Source organism: Luteirhabdus pelagi (genome assembly GCF_016827595.1).
Classification (GTDB): Bacteria; Bacteroidota; Bacteroidia; order Flavobacteriales; family Flavobacteriaceae; genus Luteirhabdus; species Luteirhabdus pelagi.
Window position 1 is genome coordinate 431,396 of the sequence record NZ_JAECMS010000002.1, and the last position, 18,528, is coordinate 449,923.

Annotated in this window: 21 protein-coding genes and 1 tRNA gene; 10 read left to right on the plus strand and 12 right to left on the minus strand. The window is 40.6% G+C overall.

The window, feature by feature from the left end; genetic code table 11:
- Window positions 1-35: 35 nt before the first annotated feature.
- Window positions 36-1,076 carry an alkane 1-monooxygenase gene (locus I4Q58_RS06760; RefSeq protein ID WP_203295109.1) on the plus strand — a complete coding sequence of 347 codons (1,041 nt, stop codon included), beginning with the start codon at window positions 36-38 and terminating at the stop codon, window positions 1,074-1,076.
- Between the two features lie 40 nt (window positions 1,077-1,116).
- Window positions 1,117-2,634 carry a glutamate--tRNA ligase gene (gene gltX / locus I4Q58_RS06765; RefSeq protein ID WP_203295111.1) on the plus strand — a complete coding sequence of 506 codons (1,518 nt, stop codon included), beginning with the start codon at window positions 1,117-1,119 and terminating at the stop codon, window positions 2,632-2,634.
- On the opposite strand, the gene I4Q58_RS06770 is transcribed toward gltX, so the two are convergent.
- A complete protein-coding gene (locus I4Q58_RS06770) occupies window positions 2,631-3,296 on the minus strand; it encodes an outer membrane beta-barrel protein (RefSeq protein WP_203295113.1) in 666 nt (221 codons plus the stop codon). The genes gltX and I4Q58_RS06770 overlap by 4 nt on opposite strands.
- A gap of 76 nt (window positions 3,297-3,372) precedes the next feature.
- Between I4Q58_RS06770 and I4Q58_RS06775 the strand changes: the two genes are divergently transcribed.
- Window positions 3,373-4,371 (plus strand): SPFH domain-containing protein, encoded by a 999-nt coding sequence (locus I4Q58_RS06775; protein ID WP_203295115.1) that lies wholly within the window; start codon window positions 3,373-3,375, stop codon window positions 4,369-4,371.
- 80 nt (window positions 4,372-4,451) lie between these two features.
- On the opposite strand, the gene I4Q58_RS06780 is transcribed toward I4Q58_RS06775, so the two are convergent.
- The 4 genes from I4Q58_RS06780 to I4Q58_RS06795 form a co-directional block, all read right to left on the minus strand.
- Complete coding sequence (locus I4Q58_RS06780) at window positions 4,452-4,688, minus strand: DUF6327 family protein (RefSeq protein WP_203295117.1); 237 nt, start codon at window positions 4,686-4,688, stop codon at window positions 4,452-4,454.
- Complete coding sequence (locus I4Q58_RS06785; RefSeq protein WP_203295119.1) at window positions 4,685-5,104, minus strand: phage holin family protein; 420 nt, start codon at window positions 5,102-5,104, stop codon at window positions 4,685-4,687. The genes I4Q58_RS06780 and I4Q58_RS06785 overlap by 4 nt, the downstream gene beginning before the upstream one ends.
- A gap of 1 nt (window position 5,105) precedes the next feature.
- Window positions 5,106-5,483: a YtxH domain-containing protein gene (locus I4Q58_RS06790; RefSeq protein WP_203295121.1), complete on the minus strand. Its 378-nt coding sequence runs from the start codon at window positions 5,481-5,483 to the stop codon at window positions 5,106-5,108.
- Window positions 5,484-5,684: 201 nt separating this feature from the next.
- Window positions 5,685-7,364 (minus strand): glutamine--tRNA ligase/YqeY domain fusion protein, encoded by a 1,680-nt coding sequence (locus I4Q58_RS06795; RefSeq protein ID WP_203295123.1) that lies wholly within the window; start codon window positions 7,362-7,364, stop codon window positions 5,685-5,687.
- A gap of 81 nt (window positions 7,365-7,445) precedes the next feature.
- Here I4Q58_RS06795 and folB point away from each other — a divergent pair, with 81 nt between their 5' ends.
- The 3 genes from folB (at window position 7,446) to I4Q58_RS06810 (ending at window position 8,518) form a co-directional block, all read left to right on the plus strand.
- Entirely contained in the window at window positions 7,446-7,901 is a 456-nt protein-coding gene (folB, locus tag I4Q58_RS06800; RefSeq protein WP_317194051.1) for a dihydroneopterin aldolase, read from the plus strand.
- A gap of 58 nt (window positions 7,902-7,959) precedes the next feature.
- A tRNA-Cys gene (locus tag I4Q58_RS06805) sits at window positions 7,960-8,030 on the plus strand.
- Between the two features lie 56 nt (window positions 8,031-8,086).
- Window positions 8,087-8,518, plus strand: a complete 432-nt coding sequence (locus I4Q58_RS06810) for a hypothetical protein (protein ID WP_203295125.1) — start codon at window positions 8,087-8,089, stop codon at window positions 8,516-8,518.
- Window positions 8,519-8,547: 29 nt separating this feature from the next.
- Here the strand turns inward: I4Q58_RS06810 and I4Q58_RS06815 are convergent, their stop codons facing one another.
- Both I4Q58_RS06815 and rnr read right to left on the minus strand, forming a co-directional pair.
- The gene (locus tag I4Q58_RS06815) at window positions 8,548-9,264 is read right to left on the minus strand and encodes a LysE family translocator (RefSeq protein WP_203295127.1); all 717 of its coding nucleotides are present in this window, start codon (window positions 9,262-9,264) and stop codon (window positions 8,548-8,550) included.
- Between the two features lie 27 nt (window positions 9,265-9,291).
- On the minus strand, window positions 9,292-11,511 hold the full coding sequence (gene rnr, locus I4Q58_RS06820) for a ribonuclease R (RefSeq protein ID WP_203295129.1): 2,220 nt from the start codon (window positions 11,509-11,511) through the stop codon (window positions 9,292-9,294).
- A gap of 124 nt (window positions 11,512-11,635) precedes the next feature.
- On the opposite strand from rnr, the gene I4Q58_RS06825 reads away from it, so the two are divergent.
- The 4 genes from I4Q58_RS06825 (at window position 11,636) to I4Q58_RS06840 (ending at window position 14,188) form a co-directional block, all read left to right on the plus strand.
- Window positions 11,636-11,875, plus strand: a complete 240-nt coding sequence (locus I4Q58_RS06825; RefSeq protein ID WP_203295132.1) for a DUF2007 domain-containing protein — start codon at window positions 11,636-11,638, stop codon at window positions 11,873-11,875.
- A gap of 524 nt (window positions 11,876-12,399) precedes the next feature.
- Window positions 12,400-12,831, plus strand: coding sequence for an RpiB/LacA/LacB family sugar-phosphate isomerase (locus I4Q58_RS06830; RefSeq protein ID WP_203295134.1), 432 nt, complete (start codon window positions 12,400-12,402; stop codon window positions 12,829-12,831).
- Between the two features lie 3 nt (window positions 12,832-12,834).
- The gene (locus I4Q58_RS06835) at window positions 12,835-13,746 is read left to right on the plus strand and encodes a cation diffusion facilitator family transporter (RefSeq protein WP_203295136.1); all 912 of its coding nucleotides are present in this window, start codon (window positions 12,835-12,837) and stop codon (window positions 13,744-13,746) included.
- Window position 13,747: 1 nt separating this feature from the next.
- Window positions 13,748-14,188 carry a GNAT family N-acetyltransferase gene (locus I4Q58_RS06840; protein ID WP_203295137.1) on the plus strand — a complete coding sequence of 147 codons (441 nt, stop codon included), beginning with the start codon at window positions 13,748-13,750 and terminating at the stop codon, window positions 14,186-14,188.
- Here I4Q58_RS06840 and I4Q58_RS06845 read toward each other — a convergent pair.
- The 5 genes from I4Q58_RS06845 to rnpA form a co-directional block, all read right to left on the minus strand.
- Window positions 14,178-14,549, minus strand: coding sequence for a hypothetical protein (locus I4Q58_RS06845; protein ID WP_203295139.1), 372 nt, complete (start codon window positions 14,547-14,549; stop codon window positions 14,178-14,180). The two genes, I4Q58_RS06840 and I4Q58_RS06845, sit on opposite strands and share 11 nt — an antisense overlap.
- A gap of 285 nt (window positions 14,550-14,834) precedes the next feature.
- Window positions 14,835-15,656, minus strand: a complete 822-nt coding sequence (locus I4Q58_RS06850) for a sterol desaturase family protein (protein WP_203295141.1) — start codon at window positions 15,654-15,656, stop codon at window positions 14,835-14,837.
- Between the two features lie 7 nt (window positions 15,657-15,663).
- Complete coding sequence (locus tag I4Q58_RS06855; protein WP_203295143.1) at window positions 15,664-17,286, minus strand: S41 family peptidase; 1,623 nt, start codon at window positions 17,284-17,286, stop codon at window positions 15,664-15,666.
- Window positions 17,287-17,328: 42 nt separating this feature from the next.
- Window positions 17,329-18,147: a DUF4349 domain-containing protein gene (locus I4Q58_RS06860; protein WP_203295145.1), complete on the minus strand. Its 819-nt coding sequence runs from the start codon at window positions 18,145-18,147 to the stop codon at window positions 17,329-17,331.
- Window positions 18,134-18,499, minus strand: coding sequence for a ribonuclease P protein component (gene rnpA, locus I4Q58_RS06865; RefSeq protein WP_203295147.1), 366 nt, complete (start codon window positions 18,497-18,499; stop codon window positions 18,134-18,136). Before rnpA ends, I4Q58_RS06860 begins: the two co-directional genes overlap by 14 nt.
- Between the last annotated feature and the right edge of the window lie 29 nt (window positions 18,500-18,528).

Consider the following 18,528-nt stretch of genomic DNA (forward strand, 5'->3'; position numbering starts at 1 on the left):
CATAGCGCTCAAAAACCAGTCCAAAGTCACTGCCCATGAAAGACTTAAAATATCTTGCCGCCTATTCCATTCCTCTAATGGTATTAATTGGGTTAACACTCCGTGGTCCTTTGGCGTTCCTTACCCCAGTATTTGCTTTTGTATTCGTGCCCTTATTAGAGGTGTTATTGCCGATCCATTCCGGAAATTTAAATGAAGCAGAAGTAGCCGAAAAGTCGAAAAATCCGCTGTTTGACGCAATGCTGTACTTCAACCTGCCAATTGTATTTGGTGCGATTGGTTGGTTTTTATGGAGTGTTGCTCATATAGATTATTCAACTTCAGAATTGATAGGATTTGTCCTTTCCTTAGGCGTAATGTTAGGCAGCAACGGTATTAACGTTGCACACGAATTGGGTCACCGAAAAACGCGCTGGGAGAAAACACTAGGAAAAATATTATTGTTACCCGCACTTTACATGCATTTTTACATCGAGCATAACTTCGGCCATCATCAGCATGCTGCAACAGAGGAAGATCCTGCGACTGCCGCATTCAATCAGACGGTATATTCGTTTTGGATTACTTCAACCTTTCGCCAATATAAAAATGCATGGCGCATTCAACAACAGCTATTAAAAGTTGATAACACTAGCTTTTTCAGCATTCAGAACGATATGTTGTGGTACAGTGTATCACAATTAATATATCTCGGGGCCATCTTATGGATGTTTGGTGTAGTAGGGTTGTTGTTGGCTTTAGGAATTGCCATTGTGGGTGTTCTTCAACTTGAGACTGTTAACTACATTGAGCATTATGGGTTACTTCGACAAAAACGAAAAAGTGGTCGGTACGAACGTGTCCGCGAAATTCACTCTTGGAATAGCAATCATATTTTAGGACGGGTAATGCTATATGAACTGACTCGCCATAGCGATCATCATTATCGGGCACATAAAAAATATCAGCTATTGGACTGTCATGAAAGCAGTCCGCAGATGCCTTTTGGCTATCCCACTTCCATGGTCCTCTCGCTGTTTCCACCCCTGTGGTTTGCCATCATGAACAAGCGGATTCCCATCGAAATGCGCAAATAGAATTGTACCTTTGCAGGGCAACTAAAAATGGCTTTGCACTATGTCTGACAAAATTCGTGTACGATTCGCTCCCAGCCCAACCGGACCCTTGCATATTGGAGGGGTTCGAACGGCCTTGTTCAACTATCTTTTTGCTAAAAAACTAGGCGGTGATTTTATTCTTCGGATAGAAGATACCGACCAGAACCGATATGTGGAAGGAGCGGAAGATTATATCGTAGAAGCGCTTGACTGGTTGCAGATACCGTTCGATGAAGGCCCTGGGAAAGAAGGCGATGTCGGACCCTATCGTCAGAGTGAGCGCAAACATCTTTATCGAGAGTATGCCGATATGCTATTGGCATCTGGGAATGCGTATTATGCGTTCGATACTGCTGAAGCGTTGGAAAAACTTCGAAACGACTATGAAGCCAAGGGTGAAACCTTTAGTTACGATGCCAAGAATCGGGATTCGTTAAACAATTCCCTTGGCCTATCAGAGGATGAAATACAACAGAAATTGGATGCGGGTGAAGACTATGTGATTCGTTTTAAAATACCGGCCGGCGAAAGCTTGCAATTCCGCGATATGATTCGTGGTGGCATGCAAATCGATACCTCCATTCTGGATGACAAGGTGCTGTTTAAGAGCGATGGAATGCCTACCTATCACTTAGCCAATATTGTAGATGACCATTTGATGGCCATTACACATGTTATTCGTGGTGAAGAATGGTTGCCTTCCCTTGCGCTGCACATGCTATTGTACCGAGCGTTCGATTGGCAAGCTCCAAAATTTGCCCACTTACCGCTTATTTTGAAACCAGTTGGTAAAGGGAAATTGAGCAAACGCGATGGAGATAAAATGGGCTTTCCTGTCTTTCCTTTGGAATGGAAAACCGAAGATGGAAGCATCTATAACGGCTACAGAGAAGATGGATATTTACCGGAAGCCGTCGTCAATATGTTGGCCTTTTTGGGCTGGAATCCTGGAACGGAACAAGAGTTGTTTTCGTTAGAAGAATTGGTTAACGCTTTTTCTTTGGAACGCGTGAATAAAGCAGGCGCTCGATTCGATCCTGAAAAGACAAAGTGGTTTCAGCACCACTACTTACAAGAAATGGATGAAGGAGTCTTGACGGCCCAATTTAAAAAATATGTGGAGGCTAAAGGGTTTTCTACTGAAAATATGGAAGTAGGCGTACTCGTTTCTTTGCTGAAGGAGCGCGCTACTTTTATGGAAGACCTTTGGGAGCAAGGACACTTCTTCTTTGAAGCACCCACAAATTACGATGAAAAAGCAGCCAAAAAAGCGTTTAAGGACGATACTGCTGATATTCTAGCAAATGTGCGAGATATCGTGGAAAAAGTAGAAGATTTCTCTGCTGCGGAGCTATCAAAACAGGTAAAGGGCTGGATTGCCGATCAGGAAATCGGATTTGGAAAGGTGATGATGCCCCTTCGATTATCGTTAGTAGGTGAAATGAAAGGTCCGGATGTATTCGAGATTATGGCGCTTTTAGGAAAAAAGGAAGCAATTAACCGAATTCAGTCAGCTATCAACGTTATTAAGTCCTAAAAATAGAAGACAGCTGATACTGTAAGCAAACTGGCATGTCCTTCAAAATCGACGTCCTCTGATAATTCTTTATCGTTAAGACCCTTGAGGGTATTGGTTACACCGTATTGGTAATGCGCGCCCAATCTAAAATCTTCGAACCCGGCGGTGATGCCACCTAGTACATGAAAATTTACTTGGCTGATATCCTCAATTTCACTTGCGTTCAAGGTAGTATAGCCATCGATGATATACTCATCATAGCGATCGCTATCCAACTTCATCTTACCATTCACCTGAAGAATAGGCCCCACTTCAATACTCAAGTGATGCTTAATGATATTGATACTGGGGAGAAAATTTAATTGCACCCCTTGAATCGTATACCCCATTTTTTGAGAATCGGTTCCCACAAGATTATTTCCTGCGATGGAAAGCTTATGATTGTAGAAATTGATACCGTAAATGAGATCGAAATTGCCACGGAATGATCCGCGTGTTGTAAACCCAACCATAAATCCTGTTCCAGCCTCTGTTTTCAGCTCATCAGATTGGATGTCGAAAAAGGTAACGCCTCCATTTATTCCCAATCGATTGTACTCATCAAAGTTTCGTTGGGAGAAAACAGTTAGGCTGATTAAAGAGAATAATGTAACGAAAAATAGGTTTCTTGGACATATCATAGTGACGTAATAACGGTTCAAAAATACCTTTATTTTCGTATCTTCAACTGTTTTTAATCCTTAATCGCAACTTATCATGGGAGGTCTATTATTACTGATTCCATTTATTATCCTCGGATTCATCATCTTGATTTCTGGGGTATTCACGGTTCGTCAACAAACAGCAGCTATTATCGAGCGCTTTGGAAAATTCCAAAGTATCCGTCAATCGGGACTTCATTTTAAGATTCCGGTCTTCGACCGAATCCCTGGTCGCATCAACTTAAAAATTCAGCAATTGGATGTACTTGTAGAGACCAAAACAAAAGATGATGTGTTTGTACGATTGAAGATTTCCGTTCAGTTTCAAGTAATTCGAACCAAGATTTATGATGCCTTCTACAAGCTTCAAAGTCCGCAGGACCAAATTACCAGCTATGTGTTCGATGTAGTTCGTGCCGAGGTGCCGAAGATGAAATTGGATGATGTTTTTGAACGCAAGGATGACATCGCGATTGCGGTAAAAGCTGAATTGAACGATGCCATGTTGGAATATGGATATGACATTATTAAAACGCTTGTAACCGATATCGATCCTGATGTCCAGGTGAAGGCTGCCATGAACCGAATTAATGCCTCAGAACGTGAAAAAGTGGCGGCTGAATATGAAGCCGAGGCCGAACGTATTAAGATCGTAGCAAAGGCTCGGGCAGAGGCGGAAAGCAAGCGATTACAAGGACAGGGTATTGCCGATCAACGACGCGAGATTGCGCGTGGGTTGGAGGAAAGCGTGGATGTTTTGAACAATGTCGGCATTAATTCGCAAGAAGCTTCTGCATTGATTGTTGTAACGCAACATTATGATACATTACAAAGCATCGGGGAAGAAACCGATACAAATTTGATTTTGTTACCGAATTCACCTCAAGCTGGAAGCGATATGTTGAACAACATGATTGCATCGTTTGTAGCCAGCAACAAGATTGGTGAAGAAATGCGTAAGAAAAATGAGGCGAACAAACTTGGATCTAGTTCAAAACGCTCAAGTAGAAGAAAATCTTCATCTAGCGAAGATGATACGGATGTAACGTTTTAATCAAATCAGCTTTACACCTGAAATAAAAAAACGCCCGAATATAATTCTACTCGGGCGTTTTGTTTGGTTGGTAGCCGTATTTAGTCGTGAATGTCTTCTTTTTTAACTTTCTTCATCCCGATAAGCTTATCGACTGCTTTCAAGATAAACGCTTTTTTCGCAATAGAACCGATGATATTAGTCACAATTCCTAACGGACTAAGCGTTTCCTTCGTTTCATTCAACGTCAGTTTCACTTCTTCCTTATTGATTTGCGATTGCAGTTTTAAATAACGAAGATCGCGATCTATTTCATCAAAATTGGTATAGATTCTCATACTTCTGGATTTTCATGTTTCTGAATAACGGTTTCCGTTGCTTGCTCTTTCGGAGAATGTTCATCGTCATCGTCGAATACCTGCTTAGAAAACTTGATAAGCATATACTTTTCAATTTCCTTTCGTCCGAAAATTAATATGAGCAATAATACAACAAAGTAAAAACCTGCCACGATAAAATATCCTGCGGCTCTATTATCCATCGCCTCACCAATCCAAATGGCTACACCAATTGATAAAAAGGCAAGAACCATAAGTATAATACTTCCAATCACTAATAAATTTACCAGTGATATGGCGCCTTTCATAGAGGATTTAAAAAGGCGGAGTTTATAATACTCCGCCATGTTCTCTATATACTCTTGAGTCTTATCTGTGGCTTTTTGAATGTTCTCTGTAAGACTTCCAAATGCCATCTTATGAAGTTACTTTTTTCGCTTGTGTTTTTACTTGTGCTTCTTTTGTTTCTTTTTGAAGCTTAGCATTTTGCTTGCGAAGTGCTTCTAGCTTATCTTCCATTGCCAATAAGATATCATCAGCTTTATAGCTAGCAGAAGAAAGTGTTTCTTCTAACTTTGTTTCAAAGTTTAAACGCGCTTTTTGAGCTTTTTCATTAAGGTTGCTAGACGTCTCTTGAACCTGTTTGTTCAATTTCTTACGAGCTTTCTTAGCTTCCTTATCTAATTTAGCACGTGTTGTTGAACCTTTATCGGGAGCATAAAGAATTCCGATTCCTGCTCCGATTGCAGCACCTGTAAGTAGTGCTAATAATGTTTGTCCTGTGTTAGATGCCATGTTCAATATGGTTTTAGTTGTTAATTTCTGTTTGTCCTACAAAGTTAGTTTGAAAGCCTTCTTTTCGCTGTTAATAACCGGTTAATAGTTGATTTCCAAGCTATAAAATTATCTTAAAACGAAAATTGTTTTGCCAAATTCCCTTAAATAAAAAGGAAGGCCAATTAGCCTTCCCCCTATTAGTTGTTTTAAAGTGAATTGTTAGTCCTTCAACTTCGCCCAGGAATCGCGAAGCGGAACGGTTCTGTTGAAGATTACCGCTTCTGGTGAAGATTCTTTATCGATCACAAAATATCCTAACCGTTGAAACTGAACATTATCGCCTTCCTTCAAGTCTTTCACACTTGGTTCGGCTGCCGCACGAACAATTTGAAGGGAGTTCGGATTCAGGAATTCCATAAAATCCTTTTCCTTATCCCCATCGGGCGCTGGAACCGTAAACAATCGATCGTATAGTCGAACTTCCGCAGGAACGGCATGGGGTACAGAAACCCAATGTAATGTTCCTTTCACCTTACGCTGCGAAGCTTCGGTACCGCTTCCGCTTTTACTTTCAGGATCGTAGGTACACTGAATTTCAGTTATGTTCCCTTCACTGTCTTTAGTACAGCTTTCGGCCTTTATGATGTATGCATTTTTCAGGCGTACTTCCTTTCCGATTTTCAACCGGAAAAACTTGCGATTCGCCTCTTCACGAAAATCCTCCTTTTCAATATAAAGTTCTCTTGAAAAAGGTACTTCGCGATAGCCGGCGCTTTCATCTTCCTGATTATTTTCAGCCTCTAACCATTCCTCTTTCCCTTCAGGATAATTTGTTATGACCACTTTCACTGGATCCAGCACTGCCATGATCCTAGGTGCTTTTTTATTCAGATCTTCCCGAACATTGAATTCCAAATGGGAAACGTCAATCATATTCTCGCGTTTTCCAACACCAATGCTATCGGCAAAATTTCGAATGCTGTCGGGTGTGTACCCTCTTCTTCTTAAACCAGAAATAGTCGGCATTCGAGGATCGTCCCATCCGGTCACGACGCCTTCTTCCACCAACTTGGCCAATTTTCGTTTACTCACAACGGTATGGCTCAAGTTTCTGCGGGCAAACTCACGCTGTTTTGGACGTAATTTTTTATCGTCGTATAGTTGGTCTAAAAACCAATCATATAATTCACGATGTGGCAAAAACTCTAAGGTACATAGCGAATGGCTTACTTGTTCCAAATAATCGCTTTGTCCATGCGCCCAATCGTACATAGGATAGATTTTCCAATTACTTCCCGTACGGTGGTGTGCTTTGTTCACCACACGATACATCACTGGGTCTCGCATGAGCATGTTTCCTGAAGCCATGTCTATCTTGGCGCGCAATACATGTTCCCCTTCCTTCACTTCGCCATTCTTCATCTTTTCGAAAAGGGCGAGACTTTCTTCTACCGGTCTGTTTCGGAACGGACTTTCAATACCGGGTTCATTTGGCGTTCCTTTCTGTTCGGCAATTAAGATAGACGTCTGGGAATCCACATACGCCTTCCCATCTTTAATTAGCTGTACGGCCCAATCGTATAACTGTTGAAAATAGTCGGATGCGTAGCATTCTTCTGCCCATTCAAATCCGAGCCATTCGATGTCGCGCTTTATGGCATCTACGAATTCTTGTTCCTCCTTAGTAGGATTGGTATCGTCGAAACGAAGATTTACGGGTGCTTTATAGCGTTCGCCTAAACCGAAATTCAGGCAAATGGAAGAGGCATGACCGATATGCAAATACCCATTCGGTTCGGGTGGAAATCGAAATTTTAATTCCTCTTGTTTATAGCCTGCCTTTAGGTCGTCTTCAACAATATGTTCTATAAAATGTAAGGGTGCTTCTTCTTTTGCCATAGTGTTTTAAATAAGCGCAAATTTATCAAAAATAATACGGGAATTTCAGTGTAAAGCTACTGAAAACAAATCAATAGTGATGTGAATGTATGTGGCATTTCCATTATGGATAATCGACAGATGATTTCAAACCTTAAACCGTTCAAAAAGATTACAGTATCTTCGCAAAAAAAATACATAGTGTCTATCATAAAGCTTAAAAACATTCGGATTTTTGCCAATCATGGATGTTTAACAGAAGAAGAAAAAATAGGAAGCGATTATCTGGTGAATATCAAGGTATCCGCCGATTTATCGAAAGCTGCCAATACAGATAGTCTTTCCGATACCGTCGATTATGTTCACTTGAATAAAATCGTAAAACGTGAAATGGCCATTCGCTCCAAACTACTGGAACACGTAGGCCAACGCATTATCGATGCTGTTTTTGATGAAATCGATTTGGTGAAGGAGGTTCAGGTAACGGTAGCGAAGGTGAATCCACCGATTGGAGGAGATGTTGCCGAAGTAAGCGTTACAATGAGTGGAAAACGCTAAAAAGCGCTTCTTTTTTCCATTTTTATAGCATAAAACTTTATATTTGCCGTCTGCAAAGGGCATCGTGGCCGAGTGGCTAGGCAGAGGTCTGCAAAACCTTGTACAGCGGTTCGAATCCGCTCGATGCCTCTAAGATAATCCTCATGGGTTTAAAAACCTGTGAGGATTTTTTATATCTTGGGAATGTGACAAAAACTCTTTACTTTTTATTAATCTTGATTCCCTTTATCGGGTTTGGTCAGGATGAATCATTTGCTGGAACGTACGAAAGACATGTGGAGACTCCAGAGGGATCTATACTTCATTATACCTTAGAGCTTACTACCGATGGTAGCTTTACCTTTCACTTTTATCGAAACGTAAACACCGCGCCAAAGGAAGAAAACTACTACGGACGTGGCCGTTGGCAGGTAGATGATTATAAAACCATCTCATTTTACCAGGATTCAGAACGCGATTTCAATGAAAAACATACCAAAAAGTTTACTGGTGGAAAAGCGCGTAGTAATCGAAAGTCGCCTCGCTACAAAGGCCCACGGGAAGAAACCGAAACGCTGCGGTTGTTTGGAGGAGACATTATAGAACAGGGATTGGAATTGACGAAAGTCTCGGAATAGCAATATTGAAACCTCAGAGGTTTTTTTACTTACTCGGTTGGTTCTTCAACAGGCGGAATAGGTTTTTCTACCTTATGGCCTGGTTGCGGTATTCGTTCCAAACTCTCTTGAAACTGCTGTGGAAAAATGCCTTCCACCAATAGCAACACCCCAAATCCCGCAATCAATATACTAATCCATTTCTTCGTTTTTATTACGAATCGTGGTGTCATTCTACTTTTCAATCGCTTGGCAAGTGCTATTTTTAGCAAATCGGTACAGAAAAATACCACCAACACCGTAGTTAGGAATAAATAGACGCCATTTTCAGAGGTTGTGAGCGCATTTGCCATAATAATGGTACCAATCCATCCGGCGAGCACTCCGAAGTTCACAAAATTCAACAGAAAGCCTTTTAGAAATAGATTTCCAAGCTTCTTTTTCACTTCAACAGCATAATGTTCCCGAACAATCTTAAAAAAGGAACGATTGGTTCTTATATAAGAAATAACACCGTACGCTATCAACACCACACCGCCGAAAATCAATAAACTAGGATCGCCCTTCACTCTTTCGAGTAAGGCACTGGTACTGAAATAAGCTACTAAAATGAAGATAATATCCGCGAAGATCGCCCCCAGATCGAAGAACAAACCGGCTTTAAAACCTTTGGTGATGCTCGTTTCAATAAGGGTAAAAAAAACAGGTCCTACAGCAAACGCCAATAGAAACCCATAAAAGGCAGCATATCCGATACCGTCAAACATAGAAACGTAAAAATACGAATTCCCTGCTTACCCTTCAACCTCAGATCGACTTCCAATCATCGTAAAGTCCAAATGCTTGCGAACTAAATCGGCATTCTTCACGCGTACATACACTTCATCGCCTAATGTATATTTCGTATGAGTCCGCTGACCGACCACCGCATATTCCTCTTTATCAAATACATAATGGTCGTCGCTAAGATCGCTAAGTCTGACCATACCTTCACATTTGTTACTGATGATTTCAACATAGATTCCCCATTCGGTTACTCCAGAAATCACTCCTATAAATTCTTGGTCTTTATGATCCATCATATATTTCACCTGCATATACTTCACACTGTCGCGTTCCGCATTGGCAGCTAAATTCTCCATTTCACTACTATGGGCACATTTTTCCTCATAGTTTTCCTGATTGGCAGATTTACCACCATCGAGATATTTTTGTAGCAATCGATGCACCATTACATCGGGATATCGTCGGATGGGGGAAGTGAAATGCGTATAATAATTGAACGCCAAACCGTAGTGACCGATATTATGCGTGGTATAAATCGCTTTGCTCATACTTCGTATGGCAAGGGTATCGATCAGGTTTTGTTCTTTCTTTCCTTCCACATCTTTCAACAACTTATTCAGGCTTTTGGATGTAGAATTCCGATCGCGGGTATCCATTTTGTACCCAAAACGCTTAATAATATTTTCAAGCGCTGCGATTTTTTCATCATCCGGTTCGTCATGAACCCGATATACAAATGTTTTTTCCTTTTCTCCTTTCTTCGTTTTACCGATGAATTCGGCCACACTCCTATTTGCCAACAACATAAATTCCTCGATCAGCTTATTGGCATCCTTACTTTCCTTGAAGTAAACACCTTCCGGTTCGTTTTGCTCGTCCAATTTAAACTTCACTTCCACCTTATCGAAGGAAATAGCGCCGTGGCGCATCCTGTTCTTTCGAAGAATTTTAGCCAAGCGATCCATTTCCAAAACGGCTTCAGCAATTTTAGGGTCTACTTGATATTGCTTGCCCGTAAGTGAAATTTTAGCTGGAATTTCGTGTGGACTTGCTTTCGGATTTTCAATAATGTGTTGCGCTTCTTCATAGGCAAAACGCGCATCGCTATAGGTTACCGTTCTTCCAAACCATTGTTTTTGAACACGGGCCTTATCATCAATTTGAAAAACGGCAGAGAAGGTATATTTTTCTTCATTCGGACGAAGTGAACAGGCCTGATTGGAAAGAATCTCTGGTAACATCGGTACCACCCGATCGACCAAATACACAGAAGTGGCACGTTCGTAAGCTTCGTCATCCAAAATATTTCCTGGGGTAACGTAATGTGAAACATCCGCTATATGAACGCCTATTTCGTAATTGCCGTTTTCCATTTCCCGAAATGAAAGTGCATCGTCAAAATCCTTCGCATCCTTGGGATCGATAGTGAAGGTAAGTACATCGCGCATATCGCGTCGCTTCTTTATTTCCTTTTCCTGAATGCTGGTATCGATTTTATTCGCGTAATCTTCTACTTCCTTTGGAAATTCATACGGCAACCCGTATTGTGCCAAAATGGAATGTATCTCGGTATGGTGTTCGCCTGGGCTTCCCAGCACTTTTTTCACGCTTCCGATAGGCGAATCGGCACCTGCTGGCCAATCCTTTATTTCAACCAACACTTTTTCACCGCTTTTCGCTTCGCCAATATTTCCGATAGGTACGAAAATATCGGTGTACATATTGTAGTCCTTACATTCAACAAAGGCAAAGGTTTTATGGATATCGATAACCCCAACAAACTCGGTTCGCTTTCGCTGTAAGATATTGGTTACCTCACCTTCTGTCTTTCCTTTCTTTCTTCGCTTAAAGACATATACTTCGACAATATCGCCATTCAGGGCTTTGTTCAAATTTCGATTGGAAACAAAGATATCATCCTCCAATCCGTCTACTATGACATAGCCTTGACCGCGACTGGTAAGATCCATTTTTCCGGTAAAATAATCCTTTGATGGAACAATGGTATAGGTTCCCTTCTTAGGCTCTTCAATTTTACCACTTTCCTTGAGCTTCTTTAATTTTTTGGTAATCTGATTGCGACTGTTGGCATCGTCGACACCTAATTGATGAGCAATCTGTTTGTAGTTTTGCGGTTGCTTGGAATGCTTCCGAAGGATAGATAAAATCTTGTTGGTTAGGCCTTGTATTTGGGTATTTTTCTTTTTTCTCTTAAATCGTTTGGACATACATTGTTCTTATTACGCGCAAATGTAGTGTTTATAAAAGAATGCAGTAGTACGATTGGCAAACTTTTAGTACCTTGTTATAGGCTCGTAACCTACTCATTTCATTGTGATAACATACCCATAAATGGAGCATTTTAAAACCATTGCTATTTTTACTTTTCCAAGCGAGTACGCCGTTCTTCGACTGCTCTTGGAACAGCATGAGCTTCGTTTTGTGTTTCAGAATGAAACGATGATTGGCGTCCTTCCCTTTCATAGCAACGCCTTCGGCGGCATCAGACTCCGCGTACACCAGGACGACATCGAACAGGCGCAGAAACTGATCGACAGTTTGAACAATTCCGATCCACTTCGAATTGTTTAAACCATCCTTTCAACAGTTGTCAACATATATATAATCATCTTTCTTTTTTTATAAATTTTTTTAAATCTAAATGATGTCTATTATAGGTTGTTGAAAACCGTGAAAACTTTTCAGCGTTTTTTTTTGGATTTTGAGTTAGTAATAGTTGTTTGCAGTTTGTTAACATTCTCTTAATATTGAAAGCTACTGAGAATGATGCTTTTTCTACTTTTCTTCAACAGTTGTCAACAACATAAATTGACACCTTTTTTTTGATAAATTGACGTTCACTTCCCTGTTGAAAGTTTCAACATTGAGTCTGAAAACTCACTAAGAAATTCACCGGATATTTTATGGAATCTTCTTTAAAAATTTCCATATGAAGAATTGCCACCTTATTTCCAAATTTTTTTCTTGGAAAGAAATTAACACCTATCAACAGCCTTGTTAACTATTTTGAAACATCCTTTTCATTCGTGTATAAGTTGAACTACCCTTGTTTATTTCACCCTAACAAATACCTATCTTTGTAGAAAACCATTCTTATGAAACTATCCATCGGAAACGATCACGCCGGTACCGACTATAAAAATGCTATTGTCGAATATCTAGAAAGTGAAGGCCACGAAGTAACCAATCATGGAACCGATAGCTCCGACAGCGTCGATTACCCAGATTTTGTACATCCAGTAGCAGAAGATGTTGAAAATGGTACTGTTGATTTTGGTATTATTATCTGCGGAAGCGGAAATGGTGCTAACATGACTGCGAACAAACATCAAAAAGTACGATCGGCCTTGTGTTGGTCAAAAGAAGTTACAGCTTTGGCGCGTGAACATAATGACGCAAATGTATTGAGCATTCCAGCACGCTTCACCAGCGAACCTCAAGCTATTGAAATGGTCAAAACCTTTTTAGACACTGCTTTTGAGGGTGGTCGTCATGAGAGAAGGGTGAATAAAATTGCCTGCTCTTAATTTATGGAACACTCCCATGATCATTCACACGCCCATGATTTGAAAGGTCGGAATTTATTGATTTCGATTTTTCTGAATGTGGGCATCACCGTGGCGCAGGTAATTGGGGGATTGATATCAGGAAGTCTCTCGTTGCTTTCGGATGCGCTTCATAATTTTAACGATGTCCTTTCCTTGATCGTCAGTTATATTGCTGATAAATATTCTAAAAAGGAAGCTTCCTACGATAAAACCTTTGGCTACAAAAGGGCCGAGATTATTGCTGCTTTTGTAAATGCCGCCACTTTGTTGATCGTTGCGGTATATCTCATTTATGAAGCAATCGAGCGTTTTTTCAATCCACACGAAATCGAAAGCGGACTAGTTATTTGGTTAGCCTTGTTGGGTATTTTATTTAATGGATTTAGTGTATTGCTACTTCATAAATCGTCTAAGGAGAATATGAACATGCGATCGGCTTATCTTCACCTAATGACCGATATGGCAGCTTCGGTAGCGGTATTAGTAGGAGGTATTTTGATGCTGTATTTTGGTTGGTTTTGGGTAGACAGTGTCCTTACTGTTCTTATTGCTTTGTATCTTTTGATCATGGGCTTTGGTTTGTTGAAGAGTTCCTTCAATGTTTTAATGTTGTTCACTCCCGAGGAGATTAAACTGACGAAACTTCGGGATGTGGTGACTAAAAAACATCCGAAAATCAAGAATATTCATCATATCCACATATGGCAATTAAATGAAGAGGAAACACATTTGGAAGCACATATCGATTTTCATGAAGATATAAAGCTATCGGAATTTGATGCTATCTTGCATAGTGTTGAAGCCCAATTGCACGATGAATTTGGAATCAACCATGTAAATATTCAGCCAGAATATCGAAAGGATGATGATAAGGATATAATCGTTCAGGATTAATATGGAAATAGTTGTAAAAACATTCGATCAATTAGGAACAGACGAGCTGTACGATTTACTGCAGTTACGAAGTGAAGTATTTGTAGTAGAACAGGATTGCGTGTACCAAGATATCGATGGAAAGGATCGAAAGGCGCTACACGTTATCGGAACCAAGGAAGGAAAAGTAGTCGGCTACACCCGTTGTTTTGCTCCAGGCGATTATTTTGAAGAAGCCGCCATAGGAAGAGTTGTGGTGAAAATGAGTGAACGGAAATACGGCTACGGACACAATATCATGAAGGCTTCCATGCAGGCCATAAAAAAATACTACGGGACCGAAACAATTAAGCTTTCGGCCCAGCAGTATCTTTCAAAGTTTTACGAAGCACATGGCTTTCAAAAGGTTGGGGAAGGATACCTAGAAGATGGTATTCCCCACATTGCCATGGTTACAACTTAATAAAATTCTTCTCTAAGTTTATGTCCGCCAACATTTCACGCGTAAACTTATAATGGCCACGACGTGTAATAATTTTGAAGCGATGGTTTCGCATACGGGTCAACGCATCCAAAAACTTCCACTTAGATTTTAAAAGTTTCGGTTTTTCCGACTTTAAACTTACTTCGAAGTAATGTTTAATCCCGGCGCGCTCTGCCACGATATCAGGCGTTATCGAAATGTCGCTTCCTTTTTTGTTATACGATTTTGGGGTTTCATACCCTTCTACATCCGCCTTGATGTTTTCAAAGCCTTTCTTCTCTAAATAGGCTACGGATTCCTCTAAAACTGCTGTGCTTTCCTGTTTGTCTACTTGTACCATAACCAATAATATATAAAAAGTAACGGAAACAATGTTTTAAAGATTTGTTAAGATGTAATTTATATGATGTAAAACCCATTTCACTTTCCGAATTAAAAGAATAGGAACTTATGGAAATACATATATTACAAACACCCCTCTTTCATCTGCTCCCGTTTCCCGAACGGGACAAGCTCTCAAGGGAAGAAGAATAATAACCCTTCCCTTTGAAGGGAAGGCTAGGATGGGATGTTTTTTGTCTTTAAATTATAGTACTACAGATAAGCTATAACAAAAATAGGAAATCTACTTCGACTTCGATTTAACCGTTTTGTTGAAGGGAATGCCAAGCTGAACCCATAAATTTTCATCGTCGGTATGATCGGCCAAATCGACGCCATATTGAATTTTTTTAACATCCTCATACACGAAGGTTCCAAACAACCGATCCCAGATACTGAACATATTTCCATAGTTGCTATCGGTCCACGGCAGTTCGTAATGATGGTGAAATTTATGCATGTTAGGAGTGACGATGACATAACTCAATCCCTTATCCAATGCCAACGGAAGTGAAATATTCGCATGAGTCCAATAGGTGAAAAGGACGCTAAGAATTCGATAAAAAAGGTAAAAGGCAATCGGCATACCCATAATCACCACCGCGAGGATTGCGAAGGTTTCGCGAAGGACGAAGTCTAATGGGTGGTGACGTGTACCCGAAGTAACATCTACATTTTTATCACTATGGTGCACAATGTGAAGTCGCCACAACGGCGGCACTTTGTGAAGCAAATAGTGAACACCGTATTGTGCGATAAAATCCAATACGAGTAAGGAAAGCAACAATTCAACCCAAAGTGGCGCTTCAAAAAGATGTAGTAGTCCGAATTGCGTATCGTTCAACCATAGAAATACACCAGCTGTTAACAAACCAAACACCGCATTGATGATCATTACAAATACCAATAAACTAAGATTGACCTTTGCATGTTTCCATTTCTTATACTTCAGGGTTACTAGTGAATAATAGCCTTCCAATATCCAAAAAATAGCCAATACAAACACCACCCAACCGGCTTTCATCCATATGGGCATGGTTTCAAAAAAGTTGAGGAAGGCCTCCATTTTTGGTTTATTTCAAGATTTTACTGTAGCGATTCGAATCTTTCAACACAGATACTGCTTCCAAAATTTCAGGGTTGTGGGTGGTTTGATAGTCGTACAGACCGTCACGGTAGAAATAACGCTTCAATATTTCATCGGATAAAAGTGACTTAATCTTCACCTTTTCTTCTAGAATGCGTTTCTCTTTAGCGGTGTCTAAGGAAGCCATCAGTTGCTTGTAGCTACCTTGAATATCATCCTTTAAATCGTCATTTTCCGCTTTGCGAAGCGCTTCCTCCAATGCTTCTTCTGTTTCAGTTTCATATTCAAAGCCTTGCTGCTTTAAAAATTTCATAAAATCCTGAAAGTCGGCATCGGTCACTTCAAAATTCTCCCAAGAATCGTGGGTATGATTGTAGTAATATTTTGTAGCATAATCGAAAATAGCCTGATCCTTCAACAGGGCCGTAATAATCGGACTAAATTCAGCGGTTTCCAATTCGATATCCGGTAAGATTCCACCTCCGTCATATACCGTTCTCCCACCTTTGGTTTTAAAGGAATTGTATTCCTTCGCGTCTACACGAATAGGGTCTCCATTTTCATCTCGATTCCAATAGTCCAACGCCTGAATGCAACGTCCGCTTGGCGTATAGTAACGTGAAATGGTTACTTTCAGCTGCGTACCATAGGTCAATTTTTTAGGTCGCTGTACCAAGCCTTTTCCGAAGCTTCGAGCCCCTACAACCACAGCGCGATCCAAATCCTGAAGTCCACCGGAAACAATTTCACTGGCGGAAGCACTTCTTCCATTTATTAACACCACCAACGGAATTTCGGTATCGACGGGATCGTTTCGAGTGCGATAGGTTTTATTGTATTTTTCAACAGCCGATTTCGTTGTCGTAATCACTTCGCCTTTTGGCACGAAAAGGTTCACAATATTGATCGCTTCATTTAACAATCCACCTGGATTTCCACGTAAATCCAAAATAAGCTTATCGGCTCCTTGCGATTTAAGGTCTTCTAAGGCTGCCTTGGTTTCCTTGGTCGTTTTATGGTTGAACTTGCTTAGTACGATATAGCCAATATTATCATCCATCAACTTATAATACGGTACCGCATTCACATCTACCGCATCGCGCGTAATGGTTGCCGTATTCGTTTTCCCCTGACGTAGGTAGGTAACCTGTACGGTAGATCCTGGTGCTCCTTTTAGCAGTTCTCCTGCATCGTTTTCAAAATCGGCAATAGCTACGTTATCTATTTTAATCAGTTCGTCGCCCGCCTTTAATCCAGCTTTATCGGCAGGATAATCTTTATAGGGTTCGATAATAATGATCTTATCTTTTTCAGTTCGCGCCGAAGCACCGATTCCGGTATACACACCAGAATTGTTAATACGTGCATCTTCCACCTGCTGTTCATTCCAATACACCGTGTAGGGATCGAGATCGGCCAACATACCCTTAATTGCTTTATCCATGAGTTGTGAAGGCGTGGTTTCATCCACATAATTCATGTTCAGCTCCTTATAAAGCGTGGTGAAGATTTCAATCTGTTTAGCGATTTCAAAGAAATCGTTTTTAAAGGCCGTTGTCGTAAAAAAAATGGCAACAGCTATAATGGGAAGGAGAATTCTCTTTTTCATACTCAAGTTTCTATTGAAGCGAACGAAACAAACGTTCTTATATTATTGTTTCTTTTTGCGGCGCACAAACCAACGTACCACCAAAATAATGATAAAGGCGATAACGAACAAAGGCCATAAGTATAGCAGTCCGAGGAAGAATACCGAAACACCGTCCCAGCCACCTTTAAGGGCGTTCACTATTTTTTGGCCATAGGAAACGGTCACACCGGTTTCAGACGTTTCCTTATAGAATTCGATGGAAACGGTACTTATCGAAACACGATCCTGAAGGTACTGCAGGCGACCTTGTTTCGCTTCTATTTCTTCACGAATGGTTGCCAGTTCACGCTCAATTTCGAGCATTTCCTTGACGTTTTTAGCTTGTTTCAGTAATTCTAAATAGCGGTTTTCAAGTTCGCGTTTGGCTTTAAGACGCGCTTGGAGGTCGACAAATTCTTCGGTTACATCCTGGCGCGAGATATCTCTTCTATCGAAGTATTCGACACCTTCGGAAATACCGTCTATAAATTTTTGGAAGTTAGCTGTTGGAATACGAACCGTCATATTTCGGTATATCCGATTATAGCTTTTCCCTGCGTTGTCGTTGGCTACGAATCCTTCATATTGTTGTGTAAGTTGAAGAATGCGCGCATGTGTTTCCTCAGGTTTTTGGGTTGAAAAAGCGAGGTTAGCGGTTTTAATGATTTTCTGTTCCTGAACTTCTTTTGAAGCCGTGTATTCGGGTGTCAATTGTTCTCGAGCTATTTCTACTTCTTCAGTTAGGTAATCACCTTCAGCTTGCTCAAATGACGCATCGGAACTTGGTCCCTCTGCACAGGCTAGGGCGAATAAAAACAATAGAGCGCTAATGGTTTTCATTTTGCAGTCGTTTTAAAAGGGAATGCATGGCACGTTCGAGGGTTTCGTAATCGTGTTTCTTATTCCCGAGGTGTGTAAAGAACAACGCAAATTTCAGACCGTTATTGACAGCAAGCGTATGTTTTTGAAGTCGATACGCCTCCCGTAACTGCCTTTTTATTCGATTTCTATCTACGGCCAGTTTAAAATTTCGCTTGGGAACCGAGAATCCCGCTTGGTGGTTTTCCAATGTTTCAACAGGAAGATAGGTCACGCGAATGGGGAATTTTTTGAAGGTACGTCCTTCCACAAACAGACGGTCGATAATTTTTTTCGACTTCAATTTTTCTTCTTTTGGAAAGGAATGCTTCATAGGGTAAAGATAAAAAGAAAGACCTCGCT